At 52.2% G+C, this 25,199-nt stretch carries 18 protein-coding genes and 1 pseudogene; 12 read left to right on the top strand and 7 right to left on the bottom strand.

Annotated elements, in window-relative coordinates:
- The first annotated feature begins 9 nt into the window (after positions 1 to 9).
- From METLA_RS0106950 to METLA_RS0106935, 4 genes are all read left to right on the top strand, one after another.
- The gene (locus tag METLA_RS0106950; RefSeq protein WP_024297847.1) at positions 10 to 2,379 is read left to right on the top strand and encodes a TonB-dependent receptor domain-containing protein; all 2,370 of its coding nucleotides are present in this window, start codon (positions 10 to 12) and stop codon (positions 2,377 to 2,379) included.
- A gap of 10 nt (positions 2,380 to 2,389) precedes the next feature.
- Positions 2,390 to 3,595, top strand: a complete 1,206-nt coding sequence (locus METLA_RS0106945) for a PepSY-associated TM helix domain-containing protein (protein ID WP_024297846.1) — start codon at positions 2,390 to 2,392, stop codon at positions 3,593 to 3,595.
- A gap of 80 nt (positions 3,596 to 3,675) precedes the next feature.
- Complete coding sequence (locus METLA_RS0106940) at positions 3,676 to 4,497, top strand: cupin-like domain-containing protein (protein WP_084480091.1); 822 nt, start codon at positions 3,676 to 3,678, stop codon at positions 4,495 to 4,497.
- A gap of 142 nt (positions 4,498 to 4,639) precedes the next feature.
- Positions 4,640 to 6,661: a carbamoyltransferase C-terminal domain-containing protein gene (locus METLA_RS0106935; RefSeq protein WP_024297844.1), complete on the top strand. Its 2,022-nt coding sequence runs from the start codon at positions 4,640 to 4,642 to the stop codon at positions 6,659 to 6,661.
- 148 nt (positions 6,662 to 6,809) lie between these two features.
- On the opposite strand, the gene METLA_RS0106930 is transcribed toward METLA_RS0106935, so the two are convergent.
- Together METLA_RS0106930 and METLA_RS0106925 are read right to left on the bottom strand one after the other, a co-directional pair.
- Positions 6,810 to 7,031, bottom strand: a complete 222-nt coding sequence (locus tag METLA_RS0106930; RefSeq protein WP_024297843.1) for an MbtH family protein — start codon at positions 7,029 to 7,031, stop codon at positions 6,810 to 6,812.
- A 98-nt stretch (positions 7,032 to 7,129) separates the two neighbouring features.
- Entirely contained in the window at positions 7,130 to 7,642 is a 513-nt protein-coding gene (locus METLA_RS0106925; RefSeq protein ID WP_024297842.1) for an RNA polymerase sigma factor, read from the bottom strand.
- 550 nt (positions 7,643 to 8,192) lie between these two features.
- On the opposite strand from METLA_RS0106925, the gene METLA_RS0106920 reads away from it, so the two are divergent.
- The 6 genes from METLA_RS0106920 to METLA_RS21360 all read left to right on the top strand — a co-directional run bounded on the left by METLA_RS0106920 (position 8,193) and on the right by METLA_RS21360 (position 19,763).
- Complete coding sequence (locus METLA_RS0106920; RefSeq protein WP_024297841.1) at positions 8,193 to 9,905, top strand: cyclic peptide export ABC transporter; 1,713 nt, start codon at positions 8,193 to 8,195, stop codon at positions 9,903 to 9,905.
- Between the two features lie 15 nt (positions 9,906 to 9,920).
- Positions 9,921 to 12,356, top strand: a complete 2,436-nt coding sequence (locus METLA_RS0106915) for a penicillin acylase family protein (protein WP_024297840.1) — start codon at positions 9,921 to 9,923, stop codon at positions 12,354 to 12,356.
- A 150-nt stretch (positions 12,357 to 12,506) separates the two neighbouring features.
- Complete coding sequence (locus tag METLA_RS0106910; RefSeq protein WP_024297839.1) at positions 12,507 to 13,460, top strand: FecR family protein; 954 nt, start codon at positions 12,507 to 12,509, stop codon at positions 13,458 to 13,460.
- Positions 13,461 to 13,557: 97 nt separating this feature from the next.
- Positions 13,558 to 14,634 (top strand): alkene reductase, encoded by a 1,077-nt coding sequence (locus METLA_RS0106905; protein ID WP_024297838.1) that lies wholly within the window; start codon positions 13,558 to 13,560, stop codon positions 14,632 to 14,634.
- Between the two features lie 376 nt (positions 14,635 to 15,010).
- Positions 15,011 to 19,294, top strand: coding sequence for an RHS repeat domain-containing protein (locus METLA_RS0106900; RefSeq protein WP_084480090.1), 4,284 nt, complete (start codon positions 15,011 to 15,013; stop codon positions 19,292 to 19,294).
- 1 nt (position 19,295) lies between these two features.
- Positions 19,296 to 19,763, top strand: coding sequence for a hypothetical protein (locus METLA_RS21360; protein ID WP_024297836.1), 468 nt, complete (start codon positions 19,296 to 19,298; stop codon positions 19,761 to 19,763).
- A 135-nt stretch (positions 19,764 to 19,898) separates the two neighbouring features.
- Here METLA_RS21360 and METLA_RS0106890 read toward each other — a convergent pair whose 3' ends face one another.
- The 4 genes and pseudogenes from METLA_RS0106890 to METLA_RS22925 form a co-directional block, all read right to left on the bottom strand.
- The gene (locus METLA_RS0106890; protein WP_198408442.1) at positions 19,899 to 20,903 is read right to left on the bottom strand and encodes an ISAzo13 family transposase; all 1,005 of its coding nucleotides are present in this window, start codon (positions 20,901 to 20,903) and stop codon (positions 19,899 to 19,901) included.
- The gene (locus METLA_RS23190) at positions 20,845 to 21,096 is read right to left on the bottom strand and encodes a hypothetical protein (protein ID WP_029646383.1); all 252 of its coding nucleotides are present in this window, start codon (positions 21,094 to 21,096) and stop codon (positions 20,845 to 20,847) included. Before METLA_RS23190 ends, METLA_RS0106890 begins: the two co-directional genes overlap by 59 nt.
- 298 nt (positions 21,097 to 21,394) lie before the next feature.
- A pseudogene (locus tag METLA_RS23495) lies at positions 21,395 to 21,610 on the bottom strand (IS3 family transposase); the annotation flags it as partial.
- A gap of 197 nt (positions 21,611 to 21,807) precedes the next feature.
- Complete coding sequence (locus METLA_RS22925; RefSeq protein ID WP_161635392.1) at positions 21,808 to 22,077, bottom strand: hypothetical protein; 270 nt, start codon at positions 22,075 to 22,077, stop codon at positions 21,808 to 21,810.
- Between the two features lie 22 nt (positions 22,078 to 22,099).
- On the opposite strand from METLA_RS22925, the gene METLA_RS21355 reads away from it, so the two are divergent.
- Entirely contained in the window at positions 22,100 to 23,632 is a 1,533-nt protein-coding gene (locus METLA_RS21355; protein ID WP_206740946.1) for a transglycosylase SLT domain-containing protein, read from the top strand.
- 112 nt (positions 23,633 to 23,744) lie between these two features.
- Here the strand turns inward: METLA_RS21355 and METLA_RS0106870 are convergent, their stop codons facing one another.
- Positions 23,745 to 24,341, bottom strand: a complete 597-nt coding sequence (locus METLA_RS0106870; RefSeq protein ID WP_024297834.1) for a bacteriohemerythrin — start codon at positions 24,339 to 24,341, stop codon at positions 23,745 to 23,747.
- On the opposite strand from METLA_RS0106870, the gene METLA_RS21885 reads away from it, so the two are divergent.
- Positions 24,332 to 25,144, top strand: a complete 813-nt coding sequence (locus METLA_RS21885) for a Fic family protein (RefSeq protein WP_084480210.1) — start codon at positions 24,332 to 24,334, stop codon at positions 25,142 to 25,144. The genes METLA_RS0106870 and METLA_RS21885 overlap by 10 nt on opposite strands.
- Positions 25,145 to 25,199 lie beyond the last annotated feature (55 nt).

Below are 25,199 nucleotides of genomic sequence, written 5' to 3'. Positions count from 1 at the left end.
GGAACTGCGTTGAAAGACCGTTTTGAAGCGAACCATACCCTCAAGAATTGTTTGGTCGGCGGTGTATTGGCATTAACGCTTGGCCAAGTGGGAACGTCGCTGGCGGCCGATAAGGCCAAGAAAATTCATTTCAATATTCCAGCCAACAACTTGGCATCGGCATTGTTGAATTACTCCGAAACGACCGGCGTTCAACTGAGCTATGCGCAAGCGTTGGTCTCCGGTCATAAAGCCGCATCCGTATCCGGCGACTATACGCCGGAACAGGCTTTGCAAAAGCTTTTGGGGGGAACCAACATCACTTATCGATATGTAGATGCGGATGCGATCGCGTTGGCTGAGGCGCCTAAGGAAATCAGCACCGATAATACGATTACGTTGAAGCCGATGACGGTGGTGGGTTCTGTGTCGGCCGATAGCCCCAGCCTGACCACTCCCTCGATCGACGAGTCACGCGTCAAATTGAATCAGGTTCCCGGCGGGACGAGCGTGATCGATGCCGAGAGAATTTATGAAGGCGCGCCGCTGACGGTCAACGATGTCTTTGTCAACGCGCCCGGCGTCTATGTTGCGGATTCTCAAGCAGGAGTCACGGGCGGGTCGCGGATTTCAATCCGCGGTTCTGACGCCAATTCGATCATCTCGCCGATTCGTGGCATCAAATTGCTTCGCAACGGCATGCCATTCACCAGCGCAGACGGCTCCTCGGATACCGAATCGGTCAATTTGTTCGCGCTCGATCATGTCGATGTCTACCGAGGCGCCAGTGCGCTGGAATACGGCGGCAGCAATCTCGGCGGAGCGATCAACCTGATCACGCCGACCGGTTACACCGCCGAGGGCGTGCGCTTGGGGATGAAATGGGGGACCTACGATTTTGTCAATCCGACCCTGAGTTTTGGCAAGGTGTTCGACAATGGCTTTGATGTCTACGGCTCGTTTGCCTACCTGAGCACCGATACCACACGGGAAAACAACAAGCAGGAACAGTTCTACGGTCACGGCAACGTCGGCTATCGCTGGAACGACAGGCAAGAAACGCGTTTGTTTTTCGATATTCAGAACCATAATTTTTTGTCGACGGAGCCGCTGACCCAAAAGAAGGTTGAAGACAACCCGAAGCAGAACGACAACGGCTTCGCGCTCCCGAGCGGCTTTCCCATGTACCGCGTCGACCTGAAGCACTCGATCCTCCTGGATGGCGGCGACAAGTTCGATGTGGGGGCCTATTACCAGGACAAGCATTATGCCTATGACTATACCTTCGGCTATAACCAGGACAGGTGGCAGGACACCGGCTTCAACTGGCGGCATGAGATCAACAGCAAACTGCTCGGCCTGGATAACAGGGTGGTATGGGGCGGCCTGACCCAATGGCAGTTCATCAACGATTACAACTATGAGACTTTGCCGGATCGTCGGCGAGGCCCGTTAAAAAACGCCGAGCGCGACCGTTGGCTGAATGTCGAGGGGTATTTGGAAGATCAACTCCGTCTGACCGACCGGTTTACCTTGATCGCCGGTGTGCAGCTGAATTGGCGGAATGTTAATTATGAACGTTACGAGGGCGCCCTCCCCGAAGCTGCCGGAACGACCAATCAAGCCGATCAGGATTATTTTAGCGCCAACCCCAAGCTCGGCTTTACTTGGCAGGCAACCCGTGAGGCACAGATTTACGGCAATGTCAGCCGCAGTTCGGAACCCCCTCCATTGACGAACTTAGCCGATCTGTTTCCCGCCAAGGATTTGCAAACAGGCAGCACGGTCGAAGTCGGCACGCGCGGGCAAACGGATTATTTGAAGTGGGATCTGGCTTATTACCACGCCTGGGTGAACAACGAATATTTGATTATTGCAAATCCTATTGATCCCACGGTTTTTGCAGCGACAAACGCAAACAGCACGACCCTGCATTCCGGCGTCGAACTGGGTTTGGAGACCTCTCTGCCGATTGACGCGATCGCCAACGGCGACCAAATCCGTCTGCGCGGCAACTATACCTGGAACAACTTCGCCTTCGACAACGATCCGGTGTTAGGCAGCAACCGTATTCCCGGCATACCGGAGCACGTGGCTTTTGTCGAGGCATTGTATCAGCATCCGAGCGGATTCTACATCGGCCCCAATGCCCGGCTGGTCGGCTCCAACTGGGTCGATTACAAAAATACGCTGGCCGCAAAACCTTATGCCTTGCTCGGCGCCCGGATCGGTTGGGATGACGGCAAACATTGGAAACTGTTCATAGACGGGCGCAACTTGACCGATCAGCATTACGCGGCAACCCTCTGGACGATGGGGGACGCGGGGGGCATGGACCAGGCGCAATTTCATCCCGGCGCGACCCGTACTGTCTACGGCGGCATTGAGTATCGCTTCTAGCGGGTGCCGGATGAGTATCACTGTTCAGCAATTGGCAACGCTCGATAACATGCACTTAGCCCGGCGAAAGCGCCGCCGTAAACTCTGGCTGAAGGTCCATCTTTGGCTAGGATTGTTGTTCGGGGCCTATCTTGCCGTGATCGGCCTGACCGGCAGCATCCTGGTATTTCATGACGAGATCGACGAATGGCTGGCGCCGGAGCTCATGACCGTCGCGCCGCCGGCCGAGCCGTCGGCGTATCGGCCGCTTGCGGAAATCATCGCGGCCAGTACCGCTGCGATGCCGAGCGATGCCCAGCAAGCCTTTGCCGTCTATCCGCGCAACGCTAAAGCCGCCTTTAGGCTACGTTATGCGGTGCCGATAACGGGCGGCGCGACCGAGTTTTGGGAAACCGCTGTCGATCCATACAGGGCCAAGTTTATCGGCAAACGCTTGCGCTGGACGTCGGGAGAAACATTCCCGGAAACTTTCGTCGACTTTGTTTTTTCCCTGCACTATTCGCTGTTTCTGGGTGACTCCGGCGAATTGATCGTCAGTCTCATCGGTGTATTGTCCATCCTCTCGATGCTGACCGGGCTGATCGTCTGGTGGCCGTTAACCGGAAAATGGCGGCAGGCGTTGACGATCAAACTCAAGGCCAGCGCCGAGCGCTTGACGTTCGATTTGCACAAAACCTTCGGCGTTTATTCGGCTGTGGTGCTGTTGCCGGTGTTGTTTTCCGGTATTTACATCACCGAACCGAAATATGTGGTACCGGTAGTCGAGCTGTTTTCGCCGGCAACCTATCGCTACTGGTTTCAATCCACTCCCGTTGAATCTATGCCCTCGTTGGGGATGGCCGATGCGGTGGCGATCGCTGACCGGTTGTATCCCAGTGGAAGAACCCATTTCATCTATGGAGCCACGCAACCGACGTCGACCTTTACCGTGTGCAAGAACGATGTCGAACAAATCGGCAGCCTGATACATCGGCGTTGTGTCGTGATTGACCGCTACAGCGGCAAGATTCTGGATGTGGACGATCCGACCGCAGGCACGGCAGGCGAAGTGCTAACGCATTGGCAATGGCCGCTGCATTCCGGACAGGCGTTCGGGATGGCGGGGCGAGTGTTGGTGTGTCTTTCGGGGTTGGCGTGCGTTTTATTATTTGGAACAGGAATTGTGCGATGGCGGCATAAGAAGATCGCGAATTTATCGAGAAGAATTTATAGATAAGTAGAGCCTGTTTTAGTATTGGATGCACGCTGTAATGCCGATGTAATACCTAAGATCGTGATATTTAAAAGGTAAGATAAATGAATTCGAACAGAGAGTTGCCGTTGCCGGTGGAGCGTGTACATGCTCCATCGGCGGAAATATTCAAAAAGCTTTATGCCGATCCCGGAAAGCCGGTCTTGATCAGCGGCGTTGTTTCAGAATGGAATGCTTGCTCACAGTGGACAATACCTTATTTTAACTCGATTGCGGGCGACCGTTTGGTTACGGTCAGGCGCATGCGTAATGGTGCCTATATTGCAGCGCGTAGAGAAGAAATGAAATTGATGGATTATTTGGAGATAGTCAGTAATAAAGCTGTTGGAAACGAAAGGGTTTATTTGGGCGGACAGGATGTCAAAAAGCTATTTCCGGAAATTGTTGATGATTATATTGTCCCCCAATATATCGAGTCTGAGAAAATCGATACTGTTTGCTATATTGGCAGCCAGGTCCACTCTCAAATTCATTTTCACCCTTACGGAAAAGCGTTGTTGTGCGTGGTTTCAGGCCGTAAGCGCGTAAAGTTATTTGCTCCGGATCAAACGCCGTATCTTTATCAAAAATTCAACTTTAGCAAAATCGAGGGCGAACCGGTTGATTTGAACAGCTTTCCACTGTATCGAAATGCCCGATATTACGAATGTGAGGTTCATGCCGGTGAGATGCTGTTTTTTCCCATCTACTGGTGGCATGGTGTCGAGACTGACGACTTTACAAGTGCAATCGTTTTTTTCTGGGACGATTCTCGTAAAACAAGATGGAATCCTCCCGAAGGTATTCGCTGGTATTATCCTCCTCTTTTTGAAGCATCTTCATGGCTTATTGAAGGGAAAAAAAGGCTTCAATATTTTAAGAGTTAATGCAGAAGTCTGTAGCATTTATACATCTGCTACAGACGGTTTATTGATATCAACAATTTGTTTGTGTGTTTCATGTGATTTTTCTATGGGTTATAGGCTCTAAATTTTTAGAGGTTATCTTTTTTGAGTGTATGGGGGATTAATGGTTGTTTTGGGCGTGACGGGTGGAATTGATTCTATATTCTCAATGGCTATGCTTCCTAGCACAGGGCTAGGGCACGATTCATCGGCCGTTTTTTTGAAAAATAACGAAGCGGTTTGTGCGATTGAAGAAGAACGGCTGAGTCGTATTAAACATACCAACAAATTCTGTTCGTCCGCGACAAATTTTTGTTTGGAGACTACCCATAAAACGCTGGCGGATTTGGACGCTATCGCCATTTATGCCAGCGAAAGTTTTCTAAACGCAAAGCTGAAAGAGTTTGGTTTATCTGCCTCGGGTCTAAGCTTTTTCTCAGATATTAAGCATTTATACCAGTTTCTTTTTGAAAAAGAGTTAGGCATCTTAGTCGATCGGGATAAATTCCGTTTTGTTAATCATCATTTGGCTCATGCCGCAAGTTCTTATTATTTGTCAGGATTTAATCAGTCATTGATATTGACGATAGACGGCGAAGGCGATGATGTGTCTTCCATCGTTATCGATGCAAACGGCAAGGATTTCAACATACTCAAAACCAAGTCCGTCGCCGATTCGCTGGGACATTTTTACCTGAAGGTCATTGCGTTCTTAGGCTATAAGGATTTCGACGAATATAAAGTCATGGGTTTGGCGCCCTACGGCAATCCGGCCGTTTATCGAGAGACTCTGAGCCGGTTTTACGAGTTGTTACCTGAGGGTGATTATTGCATTCATGCCGGCCGTATTTTGGAGATGTACGAGATATTGCAGCCACGCGGACGCGGCGAAGCGTTCACGCAAGTGCATAGGGACATTGCGGCGGCATTACAAGAGGCCCTTGAGAGTATCGTCTTTCATGTGCTCCGCCATTATCAAAAGCTGACCGGGCATACCCGATTGGTGATCAGCGGCGGCGTCGGCCAAAATAGCAGCATGAACGGTAAAATACTTTATTCAGGGTTGTTCGAAGAAGTCTTCGTGCCGTCGTTTGCCGGCGACTCCGGTTGCGCTTACGGTGCGGCCGCCTATGTTGCCCACCAGTTACAACCCGATCTGCCGTTTAAAAAAGTCACCCATGCCTATTGGGGGACGCCGATCAACGACGATAAAGTGGCCGCTACATTAGCGGTTTGGCAAGGGTTTGTGAGTGTCGAAAAAATGGCCGATCGCTCCGAGCAGGTTTCCGATTTGATCATCGACGGTGCCGTTGTGGGTTGGGTGCAAGGCCGTTCCGAATTCGGTCCCAGAGCCTTGGGTAACCGCAGTATCATCGCCGATCCGCGCGTCGCGTCGCATAAGGAAACCATCAACGCGATGATCAAGATGCGGGAGGGCTATCGGCCGTTCGCGCCGTCGGTTCTGGCTGAACGGGTCCGCGATTTTTTCGAAGTGCCGGGGAAACAAGAAGACTTTCCGTTCATGTCATTCGTATTGAATGTAAAGCCGGAATGGCGGGAGCAGCTGCCGGCGATTACCCATGTCGACGGCAGCGCCCGGCTGCAGACGGTCAATGAGGCCGATAACCCACGTTATTGGGAACTGATCGAGGCTTTCGGCAGCAAGACCGGGATTCCGATTCTGCTGAATACTTCATTCAACAATAATGCAGAGCCGATTGTCGACAGTGTCGACGACGCTGTTGTTTGTTATTTGACCTCCGGTTTGGATTATCTGGTGGTCGGCGATTATTTGGTGACGAAGAAAGCGTGGGGGAGCGAGTCGTTGTCCAGGCTGATCGTAACGCTGCCGAAAGCGGCGGTTTTAAATCGGGAGGATCGTTACGTCAGTCATGCCGAGCGTGATTTCAGTCATTTTTTGCTTTGGAATTACGATACTTCGCGGCGTTATCCGCTGTCGGAGGCTTGCTATAAAATCTTACAAGCCGCAGACGGAAGGCAGTCTGTGGAGGAATTGATGTTTATATTAGGACTGACCGCTGGGGAAAGGAAACAGATTTTGGATGAATTGCCGGGTTTATGGTCCGATCGGGTGCTGGTTTTGCATCCTTATCCTCGGCAGGAGTCCGGCTTAGCGGCTCGCTGAGAATACATTGTCCTCGGACGGCTGTAGTCGACTTATGATTAGAGCCGTTCGAGGTTGTTAATGCTAAAAGAAGTCGGTGGGCACTTCCATGTATCCGCACCTGGTTGATTAAATTTCCTGATCTGGTTCGCAGCAGAGAGTTAACGCGCTAGCCCAAGCCCGCCTGCTGCATATGTTGCCGCAGACTCAATGGACGCATATCGGTCCACACTTCCTTGATGTAATCCAGACATTCCTGTTTCAGCCCCTTGGGTCCGACGGCGCGCCAGCCGCCGGGGATGTCCTTGTATTCCGGCCAGATCGAATATTGTTCTTCGTGATTGACGACGACTTGATAAATGGCGGTGTCCTCTTCTTGGTCCCAGGCCATGGTGTTCTCCATTGTTCAGATGATGAGGGAAGATAGGTCGGTGTATTGATACGGTGTTGCAGACTTCTTTGGGGAGACGAGTCACGCCTTAATCTTCCTCAGTCTCCGATTAAATCCGACCGCCGGCTTTTGAATTGTTGGCGGCAATGCAACAAAGCTCTGGCTAAGAGTTTTTCCACAGCGCTGTCGGAAATGTTCAGTTCTTTGGCGATTTCCGCGTAGGTCATGCCGTAAACCCGGTTCAAAACAAAAGCTTCTCTAGCGCGGGCGGGAAGTTCGTCGACAATAGACGAAAAGATCGTCAGCTTTTCGTCTATTACCGCCATGTGTTCTGCTGAAGGCGCTTCTTCGTTTGGAAGCAGGGTCGGATCGGTCGTGTTGAGGTGCTTTTCGGTGACTTTGCGGTGCTTGATGTGATCGTAAGCGAGATTTCTGGCGGTGCGAAATAAAAAACCGCGTGGATGCTCGATCACCTGTTTTTGGATTTCCTTCGAAAAGATGATGAAGCATTCTTGGACCAATTCGGAGGCGATATCGGGGCAGTCGACGATCCGCGCCAGATGGAGCCGCAGTTCGGATTGATGATTGAGATAAATCGCTTCAAGATTCACGCTGAGTTCCCTGTTGTTGTAATGGTAAGCTGATTAGCATGTATGTTTGGAAGATCGTGCCAAGCTCTACTGTAAATGCTGGCTATATCGGTATATTCCGCATGACTTTATCGCTTTAGTTACTGCGCTTCACGAGAAAAGACTGATCGGGCTACTCCTGTATTTAATAATTATTTAAGCATTAATAAACGCTTATATATTAAATAAATGTAGAGTAAATACCTAACATGCTTACTTGGTACAGCAATTTCTAAGCCAACTCGTTTGTATGAAATATTTCAGGGGCTTAGCCTTAAGGCAGAGGGGGATAGGGCGCAAAAAAATAGGCGTAATGACACAAAAGCGCCGCGTTAAATAACATAGATTAATTAAACAGACCCGATTCTACGGCTCGAAAACGAAAGGGTGAGTCACCATTTTAGCCGCTACCGTACCCTTGGCGGCGCTGATCCGTTTTTTGAGCTGAGGTGATTTACGGGGCAAGACGTCTTCAGAGTGATCCCCACCGTTGTTCATCTTTCAATCGGCTTAACTGCATAATGGAGTCAATATGCTGTTATTTTTATGGCGCTCATCTTGGATAACGATTACTGGTGTCTTGCTGACAGGCATTATCAGCGGCTTAAGCAATGCGGCATTGATTGCATTCATCAATGCCAGTTTGGCAGGACGACTGGATCAGTCTCTGGCTTTCTGGCGGTTTGCCGGCATGACACCTACCGCATGGTTTGCCGTTTTAGCCTCTATCGTATTGGTTTGCCGATTTGCTTCGCATTATTTGTTGAGCCGATTCAGCACAAAACTGGTTCGTGATTTGCGGCTGCACGTCAGTCGTTTGATCTTGAATGCTCCCTATCCGAATTTGCAGAAGATGGGCAAATCCGTATTGCTGAGCCATTTGACCGAGGACGTAAGCGCCATCGCAAATGCCAGTGAGCTTTTTCCGGTGCTCTGCATCAATTTCGCGATTGTGGCGGGCTGTATGGCTTATTTGAGCTGGCTGTCCTGGCAATTGGCCGGTGTTTTGGCCGGCGTGATCCTGTTCGGCGTCATGACTTTCCATTTATTCAATCACGTGCCGATGCGATCCCTCCGGAGAGCGCGGGACGAATACGATAGCCTCAGCCGGGGCTTTTCTGCATTGACCGAAGGCGTTCGCGAATTAAAACTTCATCGCCGGCGAAGTGAGGCCTTTGTTTCCCAGTCTCTGGCGGTGAACGAAGAGGCCTATCGCCGTTATTCTTTCCGGGCCGCCGTGGCTTATTTATGGATCAATCAGTGGATACAGTTCCTGTACTATCTGACCATTGCCGCGATATTGTATGTGTTTCCGGTTTGGCAAGCGCTTACCCCGGAAGTCGTTAGTGGTTACCTCTTGGTATTTTTATTCATGATGTCGCCCCTCACGCTTTTGACCAGCAGCTTGCCGGTGTTCAGCCGCGCTAAAGTCTCCTTGAATAAGGTGCTTCAATTAGACGACACATTGAGAGGGAAAAATTCAGCGCAACGCTTGGCCAAATTCTCGGCTCAGCGCCATTTCAAGGCGTTGACCCTGCATGGGGTGACTCATAGTTTCCATCGGGAAAAGGAGAACCGTAACTTTACCCTGGGCCCCATCGACCTGGAATTCCATCCGGGCGAGCTGGTATTTTTAATCGGCGGCAACGGCAGCGGCAAGACCACCTTGGCCATGCTGCTGATCGGGCTTTATCATCCCGAGCAAGGCACGATCCACTGGAACGGCTGCCCCGTCGATGCAGGCAGCCGCGATGCCTACCAGCAGCATTTTTCAGTGATCTTTTCGGACTTTTATTTGTTCGACGAGCTCTATGGCGTTGATTTCGAGAACAATCGGGCCGCGATAGAGGATTATTTGCAGCGCCTGCATCTGCATCATAAGGTGGATATCGTGAATGGCCGCTTCTCTTCGGTGAGTTTGTCCCAAGGTCAGCGTAAACGGCTGGCGCTGCTGGCGGCCTATCTGGAGGATAGGCCGTTTTATGTATTCGACGAATGGGCGGCCGATCAGGATCCTGAATTCAAGCATTTGTTCTACACCGAATTATTGCCGGCGCTGAAGGCGCGCGGCAAGACGGTGCTGGCGATTACGCATGACGATAAATATTTTCATTTGGCGGATCGTTGCATCAAGCTGGATGAAGGCCGGATTACCGCGGTCGAATCGCCGGTGGCCGATAGGCGGCTGCAGGCCGCGCATTCGGAACGGCCGGATTTGGCCGCTGCGGAAACGATAGCCTCTTGATGATCGGAATCAAACATGCCAAAGCTTAAAAAATCATGGCTCTATGCGGGGTTAGGCGCGATCGGGATGATCGCATCTGCGGCCGGCGTGGGATATGGGTGGTTATTGCAATCGCTGCCGCCTCTGGACGGCGACATCCCATTGGCAAGCCTTGCGGCTCCGGCCAGTATCGATACCGACGCGCACGGTATTCCAAAGATTACCGCCGGCAGCCGGGTCGATGCGGCCAGGATATTGGGTTACGTTGCCGCCCGCGACCGCCTGTTTCAAATGGATTTGATGCGGCGCAAGAACGCCGGACGGCTGGCGGAGATTTTCGGCGACATGGCGGTGAACAGCGACGTCCAGGCGCGGACTTACGGTTTCAATCAGAAGGCCAAGCAAATTTTGCCCCGGTTGCCGCCGCTCCACCGCCAGTATTTGCAAGCTTATGCCGAGGGCGTTAACGGCTATCTTGCACAAAATCCGACCTTGCCTTTTGAGTTTAAGGTTCTGGATTACGCGCCGGAGCCTTGGCAGGCGGAAGACAGTTTGCTGGTGGTGTTCGGAATGTTCGAAAATTTGACTGCCTGGGTTGAAGAGGGCGAGCGCATGCTGAGCGTGATGGAGCACACGCTGCCCGCCGATGCCGTGGCGTTTCTGACCCCGGATACCGATCGCTTTACCGATCAGCTGATGAATCGCACGAAATCGCTGAGGCCGGCGCAGCCTGTGCCGGTCAATGTGATGCAGACGCTGCTGGCAGGACGCATGGGGGGGTTCTCCCGGTTGGCGGATGCCTCCCGAGGAGAAACCTTGGCAGGTTCGAATGCCTGGGCCGTCAGCGGCAGCAAAACCGCGGATGGCCGGGCGATATTGGCCAACGATATGCATCTCGGGATTAGTGTGCCGAATATCTGGTATCGGGTCGAACTCAATTATCCCGATGTGCGGGCGGCAGGCCTGAACCTGCCCGGAACCCCTTTTCTGATAGCGGGCAGTAACCAGCATGTGGCTTGGGGAATGACCAATCTGGCGGGCGATTTTCTGGACTTGGTCAAACTGGAGATCAATCCGGATGACGCGGGGCAGTACCGCGTCGGCGATCGCTGGCAACCATTCGATCAGCGGCAGGAAGTGATCAAAATCAAGGGCGGCGCCTCCAAGGCGGTGGCGGTCAGGGAAACCGTATGGGGACCTGTCGCTCTCAAGCCTCTCCAGGGGCAGCCGGTGGCAATCCATTGGGTTGCCCTGGATCCGGATGCCGTCAATGTCGATATTCTGGAACTGGAACAGAGCCAAACGTTGTCGCAGTCGCTGGCTATCGCCAATCGGGCCGGCGGGCCGCAATTAAACGTGCTGCTGGCCGATGAAAAGGGCCACATTGCCTGGACGGTGACCGGAAAAATCCCCAAACGCTTCGGCGGCGACGGCTCGGTCAGCCTATCTTGGGCGGATGGCAAGACCGGTTGGCAGGGTTATGTCGACCCCGCCGCTTTGCCGCGCATCATCGACCCGCCGGAAGGCTTTTTGGTGACCGCCAACGAACGCCGATTTGCGGCCGATTTTCCCTACGTGATCGGACATCAGTTCGTGAACGGCTATCGCGCTTACCGGATTAACCAGAAACTCAAGCAGGCGGCACGGCATAACGAATGGTCGCTGTTTAACCTGCAGCAGGATACCGAAAGCGAATTTTATGGTTATTACCAGCAATTGGCCTTGCAAATACTGACGCCTGAGGTGTTGGCGCAAAAACCGGAATTGACCGGCTTGCGCGATTATTTATTGAGCTGGAACGGCAGGGCCGACACCGCAAGCCTGGGCTTCCCGGTCTTGATCGAGTTTCGCAAGCAATTGATCGATGCGGTGTTTACGCCGTTTCTATCGGCCTGTAAACAGGCGGACAAAGACTTCGTTTATGCGTGGAATTATGCCGATACGCCTTTGCAGTCCTTGCTGGACGCGAAGCCGGCAGCGTTGTTGCCGGATACAGGGCTCCATCAAAACTGGAACCGTTTCATCCTGATGCAATTGGAAAAGAGCGCTGCCAAGGTCATGGCGCGGAATCCCGGCGCGGCATGGCCGGAATTGACCTGGGGCAGGCAAAATATCGTCGGCCATGCGCATCCCTTTTCGAAGGCCTTACCCTTGTTGTCTGCGGCGCTGGATATGCCGCACCAGCCGGTGGCCGGTTGCGGAGGCTATTGCGTGCGGGTCACAGGACCCGATTTTGGCGCCAGCGAAAGGCTGGTGGTTTCGCCGGGCCATTTTGAGGACGGCATACTGCATATGCCGGGCGGGCAATCCGGCCATCCGTTATCGGATTATTACAGCGATCAGCAGGCGTTCTGGGTGACCGGTTTGCCGCTGGCCTTTGCGGGCGGAAAGCCGGAACACAAACTGGTGTTAAGCCCGCAGGCCGCGGACGAATCCGCACAAAATCGGGTAAATAACCATGCCATTCGGTAAAATGCAAGGTAAATCCTGCCAACCGAGGGGGGACAGGGCGTGGAACTCTGTTTGCAACGCTTGCCGAGGATTGGGGAGATGATTCAACTGACCGAAATTCGATGGGCGAAAGGCCTATAATTATCTTAATTAGCCAATTGGAAAAATGCTTTGGAATCCGATTTTGACAACAACGTAGATGAACAAGCCGCGGCATGGTTTGTTCGTTTGCGTGCCGCCAACGTGAGCCGGCAGGATGAGGCGTCTTTTGTCCAATGGCTCGAACAGAGCGATGCGCACCGCAAGGCATTTGATGAAATCAGCGCCCTATGGGGCGACGCCGATTTCTTGAAGGGATTGACCGCAAGCGCCCAAAAGCATGGCATCGCTCCTCGGTCCCACAAAAAACGCTTCATTTGCTCGAAAATGTTCCTGGCGCTGGCGGCCTGTTTGGTGCTGACGGTGTCGTTTACCGGGCAATTCCGGGTGCTGATTAAAGCCGACTATACCACGGCGTTGGGCGAGCGTAAGTCGGTGCGCCTGGAAGACGGTTCCACCATGATGCTGAATACCGACAGCGCGGTTGCGCTCAGCATGGACGGGACGCAGCGCTGGGTGGAGTTGTTGAAAGGCGAGGCGTATTTCGATGTCAAGCCTGATCCTGGCCGGCCGTTCATCGTCAAAGCCGATCATTCGACGACCCGAGTGTTGGGTACGCATTTTATGGTGGATCGGAAAAGCGACGGCGACGAAATCAAAGTGCTTTCCGGCCGTGTTGAAGTGTCCGAAAACGGGCACTGGAAGGAGCCTGTCGTGTTGCACGCCGGCCAGGCGGTCTCGGTGAATTCCACCGCGCTTGGGCAACCTAAAATGTTGGATTCGGCGCTCTCGACATCCTGGGTCAATGGTTTTCTGGTGTTCGAAAATGAAACCCTGGAGAGCGTCGTCAATCAGATTCGCCGCTACCGCTCCGGCATGATCCTGTTTAAAGACGACTCGCTGCGCGCGATGAAAATCAACGGACGCCTGAGCATCAGGGAACCCGGCGATATGTTGAAAGTCTTGCAAAAGACCCTGGCGGTCAAAATGACTTATTTGACCGACTGGCTGGTGATCGTCGGCTAATGCTCCCTGAATCCGGCCTGCAAGCTAAAATGCCGTAGGCCGATGTGTTAAAAGCATCGACGTGCAGGCTAAAGACAGTCATTAACAAGAGGACAAAATGAGCAATCTGTTTGAACCCATTACTGTTGGGGCGATTACGCTCCCTAACCGGATCATCATGGCGCCGCTGACGCGCTGCCGTGCCGGCGCCGGCAGAGTCCCTAACACGCTGATGTCCGAATACTACGCGCAAAGGGCGGGTGCAGGACTGATTTTAAGCGAAGCAACCTGTGTTTCCGCGCAGGGCGTCGGTTATCCGGACACGCCGGGGATATGGTCTGATGCTCAAGTCGAGGGCTGGTCCAAGGTCACCCGGGCCATACACGCCGCCGGCGGACGGATGTTTTTGCAGCTATGGCATGTCGGCCGGGTTTCCCATCCGGATTACCTGAACGGCGAACTTCCCGTCGCCCCGAGCGCGATTGCACCGCTGGGTCATGTCAGCCTGTTGCGGCCTCTTAGGGAATTCGTGACGCCGAGAGCCCTGGACGCGGCCGAAATTCCCGGCATTGTCGAAGCCTATCGCAAGGGCGCGGAAAACGCCAAACGGGCCGGTTTCGACGGCGTCGAGCTGCATGGGGCCAACGGTTACCTGCTCGACCAGTTTTTGCAAGACAGCACCAACAAGCGCACTGACCGCTATGGCGGCCCGATAGAAAACCGTGCCCGCTTGCTGCTGGAAGTCACCGATGCCGCGATTTCGGTCTGGGGAGCGGACCGCGTCGGGGTTCACCTCGCGCCCAGGGGCGATGCCCATTCGATGGGCGATTCGGACCCCTTGAGCACCTTTGGCTACGTGGCGGAGCAATTAGGCCGGCGGGGCATTGCCTTTATTTTTACGCGCGAGTCCCTGGGGGAAAACCGCATCAGTCCCGCCTTGAAAAAACGCTTTGGCGGCGTTTTGATCGCCAACGAGGGCTTCAACCGGGAAACGGCCGAACAGGTGATCGCCGCAGGGGAGGCGGACGCGGTCGCTTTTGGCAAGGACTTCATCTCCAATCCGGATTTGCCCCGCCGCCTGCAACTGAATGTGCCGCTCAATCCCTATCATACCGAAACGTTCTACGGCTACGGGCTAAAGGGGCCGGAGACGGGCTACACCGATTATCCCAGTTTGGTGGCTGAAGCGGGTTAATGTTCTCGAGGTTCAGGAGCCAGAAGCCTGAGTTCTCCTAACATCAATGCAAGGCCGAATAAACGCAGCGCATCCGGCGCTGCATCGGGTGGCCGGTTGACGTCGTTTTTTTTTGAGATCGAGAGTGGTGCGGCGAAACCGAACGGCGCCGGTCTAGCTATTATAGTGTGTCAACAGAGCCTAGGCGGGCAAGTTGTCATCTTTTCAGCAGTATGCCTTGCCGGCTATTTGCACAGATCGAAAAATTATTAATTTCAAGTGAGGTATTCACTCCGCTCAATCGTCATCGGATGAGATTGATGATTCAACTGGAGGTATGAATGCCGGTTGTGTCCATCGTTAATCATTGTTGGCTTAATAACATTAAGGTATTGGAATGTATTCATTGGGGCATGCGCCACTGATTCGATTAACTACTTTTATAATTTTTCTATATACCTCATTGGTTTTCGCTGATCCGGGTTTGCCTTACGAGCAATTGCCCGGCCAAATGCAAATCGAGCAAAGCGACAAATATCGGGTGCCGCAAGTGGAGTTTCAAACGGAGCCGTATTTTGGCGCAACACTGCTGAAAGAAATCGACTATCGCGGAGAAGGGCAATTTCCTTTGGAGTTTGCCCGCTATAATGCTTCACCTAAGCGTGTGATGGCGGAAGACTGCGATTATCGAGCCGCCATGGGTATTGAATGGACACACAGTTATTCGAGTTGCCTGATCAATCATTTGGGTTACGGTGGATCTTCCAGCAATCTAAGTACAATTTCGGTTTGTACGATGGGAGTTTGTACTCTGTTTGGAGAAACCTTGAAGCCTCGGTCAAAAGATGTACGTGACACCTTAATCAAAAATGGCAGCATCAACGGAACCACCTACCGTTGGGTATATATGCATTTCAAATCAGGCATAAGGGAAGCATATGATGCCAAAGAACGCTTAGTGGCACGCTTTGATCGCTCCGGGATAGAGCATCGCGTCAATTACCAAGCCGCGAATTCGAAAGTCGTCAGCGAGGTCATCCATATGCCCAGCGGCAGACGGTTGATTTTTCAGTACAACAAAGGCATTCTCGCTTCAGTGACCGACCCGGCGGGACAGGTCTATACCTATAGCTTGAAATGGATTACTCCAGACACTGTGACTTTCCCGGCAGCCGTTCCGGCTGCCGCCCAACTAGTAAGAACATATGAAGAGGCCGAGCTTGATTGTAGTTATAACGGTAGCATTGTTAGCTATTACAATACTTATCTAAAAACCGTTACAGAAGCTGGACAGACCCTCATTAGTACCGCATTCGCTTGGCCTTGCAACAGCAATAAGAATCCCTCCTATTATAAAATTACCCGAGCGGGGCATAACGCCAAGAATCTTATTCAAAACCGAAGCTATGTCATATACTCTTCTCCTGAAAAATACAAACTAACTGAACAATTTGCCGATACTGATACGGCAAATTACAAGTCTTTTGTAAATTATCGCTCATTCAAGAATGTTAATCCCAGCGGTAATCAGATATTCCGCTCCAGCGCCGTCAGCGCTCGTTGCGACGGCTGCGATAGCGACTATGAAGGCTATACCTACAATAAATCCGGAGACCTGCTCTCCCGAATCGACTTTCTGGGCCACGTCACTCAATTCACCAACGATTCGCGCGGCCTGCCGTTGACCGAAGTCGAAGCCTACGGTACTCAGGAAGCGCGTACTACTACCCGAACCTGGGACACTCGTTTTCCGCTGAAAACATCGGAAATCCGGGGCGAAGTCGCCAAGGAATGGCGATATAACGACCGCGGCCACCTCGTCAAGGAAATCGTCCGTCCCGCAACGGAAGCCTTGGTCAACGATAGCTGTTTTGCGGGCTCAAAGACCTGCCACCAGACCGATTACAGCTATAGCTATGATCCAAGCACTCAGGTAATCTTGCAGACGGTCAAAACCGGCCCGCGCCTGGAAAACGGCTCGACGGTGACCGACTATCGCAGTAGTGGCGATTTGTGGAAAATCACCGATGCGTTGAACCATACGACGACGGAGGTTATCAGCACCAACGAACACGGACAGATTACCGAGCAAGTTGACATTAACGGTGTTCACACGGTTACGGCCTATAATGCACTGCGCCAGCCTAAATCGGTTTCGGTCGGCAATGACGTGACAAGTTACGATTACTACACCGACGGCCGCTTGAAAACCCTGACTCGGCCCGACAACAGTCAATTAAGCTACACCTACACGCCGGCCGGCTCGGTCAAGACCGTCAGCCGGGTTCACGACGGCATCACCGAAACCGTTGAATACCAGCGCGACAGCCGCGGTAAAATCCTGCAAACCCTGGTTTCGCAAAGCGACGACGTCCAACAAACCTGGACGCAAACCTTCGACGAAAAAGGGCTGTCCGCTACGGAAGCGGATGGCAGCCGGAGTTGGAGCAAGGCATTATCTTACAACGCCAACAATTTGCTCGAACGTAGTTGCCTAAGCGAAGAAATTTGTGAACTTACCGCCTATGACGCGCTCGAGCAGGTCAGCGACCGCAGTCGGGCGGTGGTATCCGACGGCGCATTAGGCCCGCAAATTCCACTGTTCAGCCTGGATTATGATGCCGCCGGCCGCGTCGACAAGGTCACCGATCCCTTGGGTTTGGCTACTGCTCTGAATAATACCGAGATCAGCAAGCGCAGCCTAGAAAGTTCGCCCGATTTCGGCAACCGTCAGGCGGACTACGACTTGGCCGGCAACGCAACCGGCCGGCAAGATAGCGACGGCAATCGCGCCAACCGCAGTTACGATGCCCTCGACCGGCTGACGCGCAGCGATTATTCCGACGGCACGGTACTGACGCAAATCTGGGATACCCCAATTGCCGGTGATGAGTCCCATGCCGCCAACTACTCAGGCCGCCTCAGCCGCCGCAGCCGCCAAAACGCGACAGCGACGGTAACCGATGATTTTCAATACAACGCCCGCGGCGACATTGTCGCCACGGCTCAATGGATCGACAACGCCGGCCTGACGACCACCGCCGGCTACGGCCCCGACAGCCGCCTGGACGCTCTGACCTATCCCGGAGGCCTCGCACTGCAATACGGCTACGGCAATGACGGCCGCATTCGCGAAGTCAAGGCGCTGCTCGGCAATACTGTGCTAACGCTGGCTTACGACATACGTTATCAACCGCTGCTCGGCCGCCTGCGCAACCTGACGTTCGGCAACGGCCTTAGCTATTGGCGCGACCGTGATGCCGGCGGCCGCTTGTCGGCCATCCGCCTGCTCAAGCCCGACCAAACGCTGGTGTACAAAAACAATGTGCGCTACGATGTCCGCAGCCGGGTCTCCGGCTATGGCGAGTACGATTTCGGCTATGACGATCTCGATCATTTAGCACAGCAAACCAATGTAAAAAGCCGGCAATACAGCGTGCTTGCGCACGACAACAACGGCAACCTGACCCGGCTGGAAAACTACGACGGCAACGGTGCACTACTCCGCCGCAACACGCTGAGCTATTCCGACAACCGCTTGTCGCGTGAAACTGTCACGCCCACCGGCAGTACTTTCGATTACGGTTACGACCTGTCCGGCTTTGTGACCGGCAACGGCGGCTACGGTTACCGCTACGATGCCGCGCGCACGTTGACGGCATGCAGCACGGCCACCGATACGGAAACCTACCTGTACGACGGCGCCCGGCGGCGGGTTTACAAAAGCAACGCTGCCGGTCAAACCCGCTTCGTTTACGACTCCGCCGACCATTTGATTTACGAACGCAGCGGCAACGGCTCGGCGCGCAACTACGTCTGGCTCGGCGACATCCCGCTGGCGGTCATCGACCAACACAGCGACGGCAGTCTGGCCGCGATGTATTACATCGAGACCGACTTCGCGAATACCCCGCGTTATTTGCGAAGAGCTTCCGGCGATCTCGACAAAGCGGTATGGCACTGGCCTCTGGCACCTTACGGAGACACACCGGCCCTGGAAGACCCGGACGGCGACGGCGGCAAAGTCACCTTCAACTTGCGCTATCCCGGCCAGTATTACGACAGCTTCTCCGGTCTGCATTACAATCACACCCGCTACTACTCGCCACGCACTGGGCGCTATTTGCAGCCGGATTTGATCGGATTGGACGGCGGCACCAATGTGTATACTTATGCCAACGGCAATCCGGTGCATTATACCGATCCGACCGGGACGATTTGGGACTTTGTTGATGTCGGTTTTTTTGCACAAAGCCTGTTTAATTTTTTTCAGCAGCCGAGCATTGATAATGCGATAAATGCGGTACTTGACGGGGTTGGTTTGCTGCCAGGTGTTCCTGCGCTGGGGACGATTAGGCAGGTTGGTCAGGCGACGGATAAGGCATCAGATACAGTAAAAATAACACAGCTAGTTACAAAACCATCCTTGTCCGCACATAAAGAAGCTCTGGCTAAGGTACATAAAGAAGTTGGAAAACAACCTAAAGGGGAACCAGGAAAATTTGGAAGTCCGCAAGCGGGAACAGCTAAAAAAGGATATAGGTTAGATCCGCCACACGATGGCGTTGCTAAAGGGGATGCAGAATCAAAATTCCATATAAATTGGTGGGATTATTCAAATGGTAAAAAAGGTAATGGCGGTAGGAATGGTGCAGTATCTATTGAAGATTATGAGAACTAATATGGATAAAATAAAAATTGAAAACTTTGTTAGCTGTTGTCCTGATCAAATTTTTCCAGGCTTTTATCATTTGACTGAAAATGAATCTGCCGCATTAAAAGTCGAAATTGCAAATAGATTAGCACTTAAAAGTGATATTAATGGCTTGCAGCTCGTCAACACATTAAACTCATTATCAAATATACAAGAAGAGGTTAGCGCTGAAGATTCTGATTTTTCTTTAAAGAAAAACCTGATTTCTCTTAATATATCCATCCCAGAATATGTATATATAAACTGGAGTCAATATAATAATATTGATAAAATTAAGCTTCTTGATTTGGATAAGTACTTTTATGACATTTGGTATCCAAGTGTTGATGATATTGACATTTTTGATGACTCATTAACTTGGATTCTTTTTATCACCCACTATGGGAAAATAAAGTTTTTGTTTTTTAGCTCCCCTGCACACGATAAAAAACATTAGAATATTCGTTTACATAGTCGTTTCTGTCGGGCAACGTTTTCATCGCTGACCGACATTTTGGCAGACAAAAAAAATGGGGTCAGACACTGAGGTAAGCGCTTAGGATTTGCTCAAAAATAACTTCCCGAAACGCTCCTACGGAAAAGCCCGATAATTCCAACGAGGAAGATGTTTATCAAAAACGATCCTGATGTTTTCGAGGAAATCCGTAGCACATTTTTTCCCGGTCTCATAAACGCCCGCCAACACCTCCACCGTGACCTTCAGTCCGGTGGACGTTCTTGCCTGTTCCATGAACTGCTTGGCAATGGCGAGCGAATGAAAGACGATGCCTTGGCAGGCGCGGGTGATGTGCGGAAACAGGCGATGTTCAATCGGATTATGTTTTGAGCAATACGGCGGATAATGCGCAATGCGAATTTCCAGCCCCAATTGGGTCGCCAGCGCCTGCAACGCTTCCTTGAACACATGGCGATTGGCAGCATTACTGCCGCCGCCATCGCAGAGGATGAGCAACCTGCGCGCTTCGGGATAGTGCCGGTTGCCGTGCCGTTGCCACCATTGGGCAATGCTGGCACAGCACAATTCGCTGGTATCGTGGCTGGTGTTGAGGTGTATCGTGCCTTCGTTCCGCGCTAAATCATAGAGCCCATGCGGGATCAATTTTCCGTTGCCGACGCTAGGAAAATCATGGTCCAGGGTGTCGACCGGCACCTGCGTGTAGGTGTAACCGTCGCGGGCGAAATCGCCCAGCAGTTCTTTCTTTTTGGTATCGATGCTGAGCACCGGATCGCCTGCGCTCAGATACGCGTCTTTGAGCCGGGCGATGTTTTCGAACTGGGCATTGCGGTCAGGGTGAGCCCCCAACGCCTTTTTCTTGCGCGCTTTACGCCGACCTAATTTGTGTTTTTTCAACAGTTTGCGCACCGTGTTCGGGCTGACCGGCGTCGCTTTCGCGCCCAAGCGCCGACTGATTTCGCCACACGACAGATTCGTCCACAAGACGCCTTCGCGCATCGGGTCGCCGGCGGTGAAGTCCGCCAACAGGTCGAGAAAGTGAGTCTCCAACTGCGCCGATTGCTCAAGCGCCGTTTTCCGGCCCCCACCTTTTTTTTCGGACCCGATCCGCTGCCGGGTCATCGGTCGCGTCGAGTTCCAACTGGCCCCGGCGGATGGTCTTGGGGTCCAGGGCAAATAGTCGGGCGATATAATCAATGCCGCCATGCCCCAGCTTGGCGGCTTCTATGCCGGCATAGCGGCGCCTATCTTTCTCGGATAGGCTCGCAAAAAGGCGTTGCATTTTGACTTCTATTGCAGGCTCGTAACCAATCATGTCCTGTTGGGATTTGCGTTGTCGATGGCGTGTTATTATCCGCTAATTCACTTTCATTTAGGGAAGTTGTTTTTGACGAAATCCTTAGCAATAAATCAACAGGTATTTCTCGGTCAGCAGTCCTTTGCTTGTTGGGTTCGCCAGAAAACAATACATGTGAACTTTTTGTTAGGCGCTTATCCTACTGAGGTATCCTACGATGCCGCCGCACGTCGATGGCATGCAGCACGGCCACCGATACGGAAACCTACCTGTACGACGGCGCCCGCGGTGTTTTTCAAGATAGTTGTCGCAAAAATCATGCGGCTGTCTTCAAGTTTTCTCGCGTTGCCTTGTCGGGGTTGAGGGTAACGGCGCCGACTGGATCCCAGTTTCGGATGTCTCTTGACCAGCGCTCCGGGTGTTTGGCTTTGGCGGCCGCATAGACCTCGACCCGTTTGGCCAGGATGGCCTTGTCCTGGTCACGGTGGCGTTGTGCCGGCGTTACGAGGCGTATCTTGCTGTGCAGGTGTTCGGCAATAACCTAAAGTGGGGCCTGCTTGGGAAAAAATCTTAAATAAAGCTTATGTGTTTTTTATTTTACCGATACAATAGTCACAAAGGGAAAATATTTTTGCATTACCCTCGCCAATGGCCGCTTTTTGATCTAGCAACCTGAGTATCAGGTTGCCTGGACCGTGAATGACCCAAGCCGCCAATATCCGCCAGGGTCTATGAGTCGGGGGTAACGATTATGCGATTATTACTGCGGATCTTCACTCTTGTGATCGGCATCTCCTTAGCCACGCATGTTCCCGAAGCCGGCGCCGCCACAGCGTCCAAAATAATCAAACACAAGGCCCATTCCGGAAAGAAGCCGTCTGCCGGCGCGGTCGATGTGTGGGCGCGAATTCGTTCGGGAATGAAAATTCCAAGTCCTATCGCGGTAAATACACGGGGACCGACAAATGACGCGCGTTCCGGATTGACGGATGCCGTCATTCACTCCCGATCTTCGCCGGCTATGATGAAAATACGTAAAGACTCTGACGGCATACCGGGCTTTTCAAGACCTACCCCGAACAATCCTCCGCAAACAGCGACCGTACCTGTTCAACACTATACCGAATTAGGCCGCGCGAAATTCGGTCAGCCTCGCTATACCGAGCTTGGCAGGAAACTGTTGGGTGCGAAAACTGCCGCAACAACGGATAGCGGGTGTACGCCGCCTTCGGTTAAGACGCATCAAGGAAACGCGCTCGAAACGGATAACAAAATGGCCTTACTGAAACTGAAGGGACAAAGGGAAATCGGGGGGGCTCACCCCGATTTTCTCCGGAAGAAGGCTCTCGGGGAGTTAAGGGAATCAACAAGCGGGCTCGACAGCGATAAGGTGCTAACGTCCTTAGCGAAACTCCTTCGCAGGGGTAAGCCTGTAAAAACGGCAACGCCCTGCACCGAGTCGCAACTGGCCGCGGTCAAGGCGGATACTCAACAACAGCGCAAAGGCAACCTGCCCGAAAAAGGGGATAGTCCGGCAGGACCTCAAAGTCAACAAACTGCGATTAATCAACGCATCGATAAATTCATCGCGGCTTATACCCGGAATCCTGATTTTCTTTATCGCGTGGCCGAACGCGCGCATCCCTACCTTTACCATATCGTCGAAGAGCTCAGTCAATATCGGTTGCCGCTGGAGCTGGCATTGCTGCCTATTGTTGAAAGCGCTTATCAGCCCACGGCGGAGTCACCTAAAAGCGCGAAAGGGCTGTGGCAATTCATTCCCAGCACCGGCATGGATTACAATCTGGTGCAAAGACCGGATTATGACGAACGGCTGGATATTCCAAAATCCACCCAGGCGGCCATCCGTTTCCTAAGCGGTTTATATCACCATTTTAACGGGGATTGGTTGCTTGCCTTGGCGGCTTATAATTCGGGACAAGCCACGGTAGATAATGCGATCAGCCGTAATCAGGCCGAAGGTTTACCGGCCGATTTCTGGTCGTTACAGTTACCCGAAGAAACGCAGGATTATGTCCCGCGCTTGCTGGCGCTGTCCAAAATCTTCGCCTGCCCAGCCGGCTATGGAATCGAACTGCCTGCCATTAAAAACGAGCCGTATTTTGTCAAGGTCAGCATTGACCATGAATTCGACGTGAACTATCTGGCAGACAAAGAAATCGCCACGATCGCCAAGCTGGCCGATTTACGGCATGATCAATTCGCGAGGCTTAATCCCAGTTATCTAGGCTCCACCTTATTGCGTAAGCGTTCCTATGATTTTCTGATGCCGCAGGGTAATGCGAACCAACTTCGCCAGCGTTTAGCGAGCATAGCCCAATTCATGTCGGAACCCGCTTCGCCGCTGAAAACCGTTGTCCTGAAAGAAAAACCGGAAGCTTACAGGGATTTATATGATCCTGCACTGTCTTGGGTCAGCGAGTGGGTGTTCAGAAAACCCTCTGCTGTGCCGAAATTTGCAACGCCCTTTTTATCGCTTAGCGTGGAGGGTGAACAAAGCCCATTGTCGCCTATGGGGCAGTCTTTGGCTTAACCTTTAGATTGAATCTATCCTCAATTCTTTGGAGGCCCTGTCAGATAATCCGGTCCCTAGCGAATTTGTGTTTTGGCGTTTTAAAAACGCCAGCCTTATCAACTCAATGTTGTCATTTAGGCTTGACGGGTAGGGCGGCATCCGTGTGGCTATTTGTCTTTGCTAATTGTCCTTCCAGGGCATGCACCCGTTCCATGGCCTCGTCCCATAAATGCAGTACCGCATCAAGGACCAGTTTCGATACTTCCGGGGAGCATCCGCCCTGTTTGACCATTGCAAACGCTTCGGCGGGTGTTTTGCCGTGCCTTATCAATACAATTTGCTTAGGAATCATCAAATCGACCCGAAGCGTGTGGTAAACCAGCCAGGACGTGGCAAAACGCGCCACTCGGTCAAACTGTTCCGACAGGTCTTCGGCATCGGTGACACGACTGCGCATTTGCGTAATGTCGTAAATGAACGATTTATGCTCCATGTGTTGCAGCCGCATATATTGTTCGTCCAGCTTGTAATGCGTCATGAGCACTTCTTCATCGACGAAATGCTCTTGCGTATAATCAAATAAAGCATCAAGAATTTGATCGAGGCGTTGTTCGGTGCGTTCCGCGGGCGCGACATTGGTCAACGCGCTGACCATTTCGAATAAGGTTTTGTGCTGGGTATCAATGAGTTCAAGTTTGGTTTCGAAAACGGTGGACCATGTCAACATCTCGGCTCCTAGGTGATTTTTGCGTTATTGATTTGGAAATCCGGCATCGGATTGATTTACATCCTTGTTCGCTCTGCAAACCGATCATTGTATACCCCTTCACCTGCCAAAGGCGAGAAGCGGAAGGGCATTTGCCGGAGCCGGCGTCGGCCGAGTTCTTGCGCTGGCTGCACAGTGAGTTTTACCGTGAAGTGCCGGAATCTACGCTTTGGATTGACAATGGAGATCGTGGCTTTCGAATAGAGCTGGGAGAGTTTCGTTCCCAGCCTGAACACGATGTCTCGGTAGGAGGAAGGCATATTCCACCTCGCTGCGAGCGTGTTGATGAGTTTATGCGCTACTGCGAGCAACGCTATCGATTGGCATTGATGGGTAAGGGGCAGATTATCGAGATGGCCGCTTCGCACCATCGATTGGCCTATATTCGCCCATTTCCTGACGACAATGGGCGTGTCAGTCGATTTAGCTATTCGTCAGATTTGGAAGAATGTCTAGACCGCTTTCTTTCTTTCATTAATAGAACAACACCAGTTAACAGAGCAATCGCACTCGCCCCTCCTGTTATTGAAATTTCCGGTACTCTATGGGACACCCCACCGCAACTATTTCCTTGGCAGTTATTTCCTTTACCATTATTGGTTACATACAACCAAGTAGATGTCGCCATCAGCAGTGCCGATACCAAGAACAATGATAATATCAGTTTTGTATACATTAGATTATCTCAGGTTTTTTCGGGTTCTAAAAAATACTACACGCCTAATAAAAATATGATGCGTCTATTTTTAAATGGCGCCAACTAAATACACTCTTCTGATAGAAAAAAACATCCAGAATAGGGATTAACTCAGTTCCTTT

This window comes from Methylomicrobium lacus LW14, assembly GCF_000527095.1.
Classification (GTDB): Bacteria; Pseudomonadota; Gammaproteobacteria; order Methylococcales; family Methylomonadaceae; genus Methylomicrobium; species Methylomicrobium lacus.
The sequence above is the reverse complement of the archived record's forward strand: the minus strand, read 5'-3'. Positions and strand labels throughout refer to the sequence as shown.

Bases quoted from the DNA above. Each gene is read 5' to 3' on its own strand.
- METLA_RS21360 (WP_024297836.1), top strand. From the start codon at position 19,296: ATGGATAAAATAAAAATTGAAAACTTTGTTAGCTGTTGTCCTGATCAA.
- METLA_RS22925 (WP_161635392.1), bottom strand. From the start codon at position 22,077: ATGACGGCATCCGTCAATCCGGAACGCGCGTCATTTGTCGGTCCCCGT.
- METLA_RS21355 (WP_206740946.1), top strand. From the start codon at position 22,100: ATGATGAAAATACGTAAAGACTCTGACGGCATACCGGGCTTTTCAAGA.
- METLA_RS0106915 (WP_024297840.1), top strand. From the start codon at position 9,921: ATGCCAAAGCTTAAAAAATCATGGCTCTATGCGGGGTTAGGCGCGATC.
- METLA_RS21885 (WP_084480210.1), top strand. From the start codon at position 24,332: ATGTCAACATCTCGGCTCCTAGGTGATTTTTGCGTTATTGATTTGGAA.
- METLA_RS0106930 (WP_024297843.1), bottom strand. From the start codon at position 7,031: ATGGCCTGGGACCAAGAAGAGGACACCGCCATTTATCAAGTCGTCGTC.
- METLA_RS0106905 (WP_024297838.1), top strand. From the start codon at position 13,558: ATGAGCAATCTGTTTGAACCCATTACTGTTGGGGCGATTACGCTCCCT.
- METLA_RS23190 (WP_029646383.1), bottom strand. From the start codon at position 21,096: ATGATTGGTTACGAGCCTGCAATAGAAGTCAAAATGCAACGCCTTTTT.
- METLA_RS0106870 (WP_024297834.1), bottom strand. From the start codon at position 24,341: ATGTTGACATGGTCCACCGTTTTCGAAACCAAACTTGAACTCATTGAT.
- METLA_RS0106890 (WP_198408442.1), bottom strand. From the start codon at position 20,903: ATGACCCGGCAGCGGATCGGGTCCGAAAAAAAAGGTGGGGGCCGGAAA.
- METLA_RS0106900 (WP_084480090.1), top strand. From the start codon at position 15,011: ATGTATTCATTGGGGCATGCGCCACTGATTCGATTAACTACTTTTATA.
- METLA_RS0106935 (WP_024297844.1), top strand. From the start codon at position 4,640: ATGGTTGTTTTGGGCGTGACGGGTGGAATTGATTCTATATTCTCAATG.
- METLA_RS0106920 (WP_024297841.1), top strand. From the start codon at position 8,193: ATGCTGTTATTTTTATGGCGCTCATCTTGGATAACGATTACTGGTGTC.
- METLA_RS0106940 (WP_084480091.1), top strand. From the start codon at position 3,676: ATGAATTCGAACAGAGAGTTGCCGTTGCCGGTGGAGCGTGTACATGCT.
- METLA_RS0106945 (WP_024297846.1), top strand. From the start codon at position 2,390: ATGAGTATCACTGTTCAGCAATTGGCAACGCTCGATAACATGCACTTA.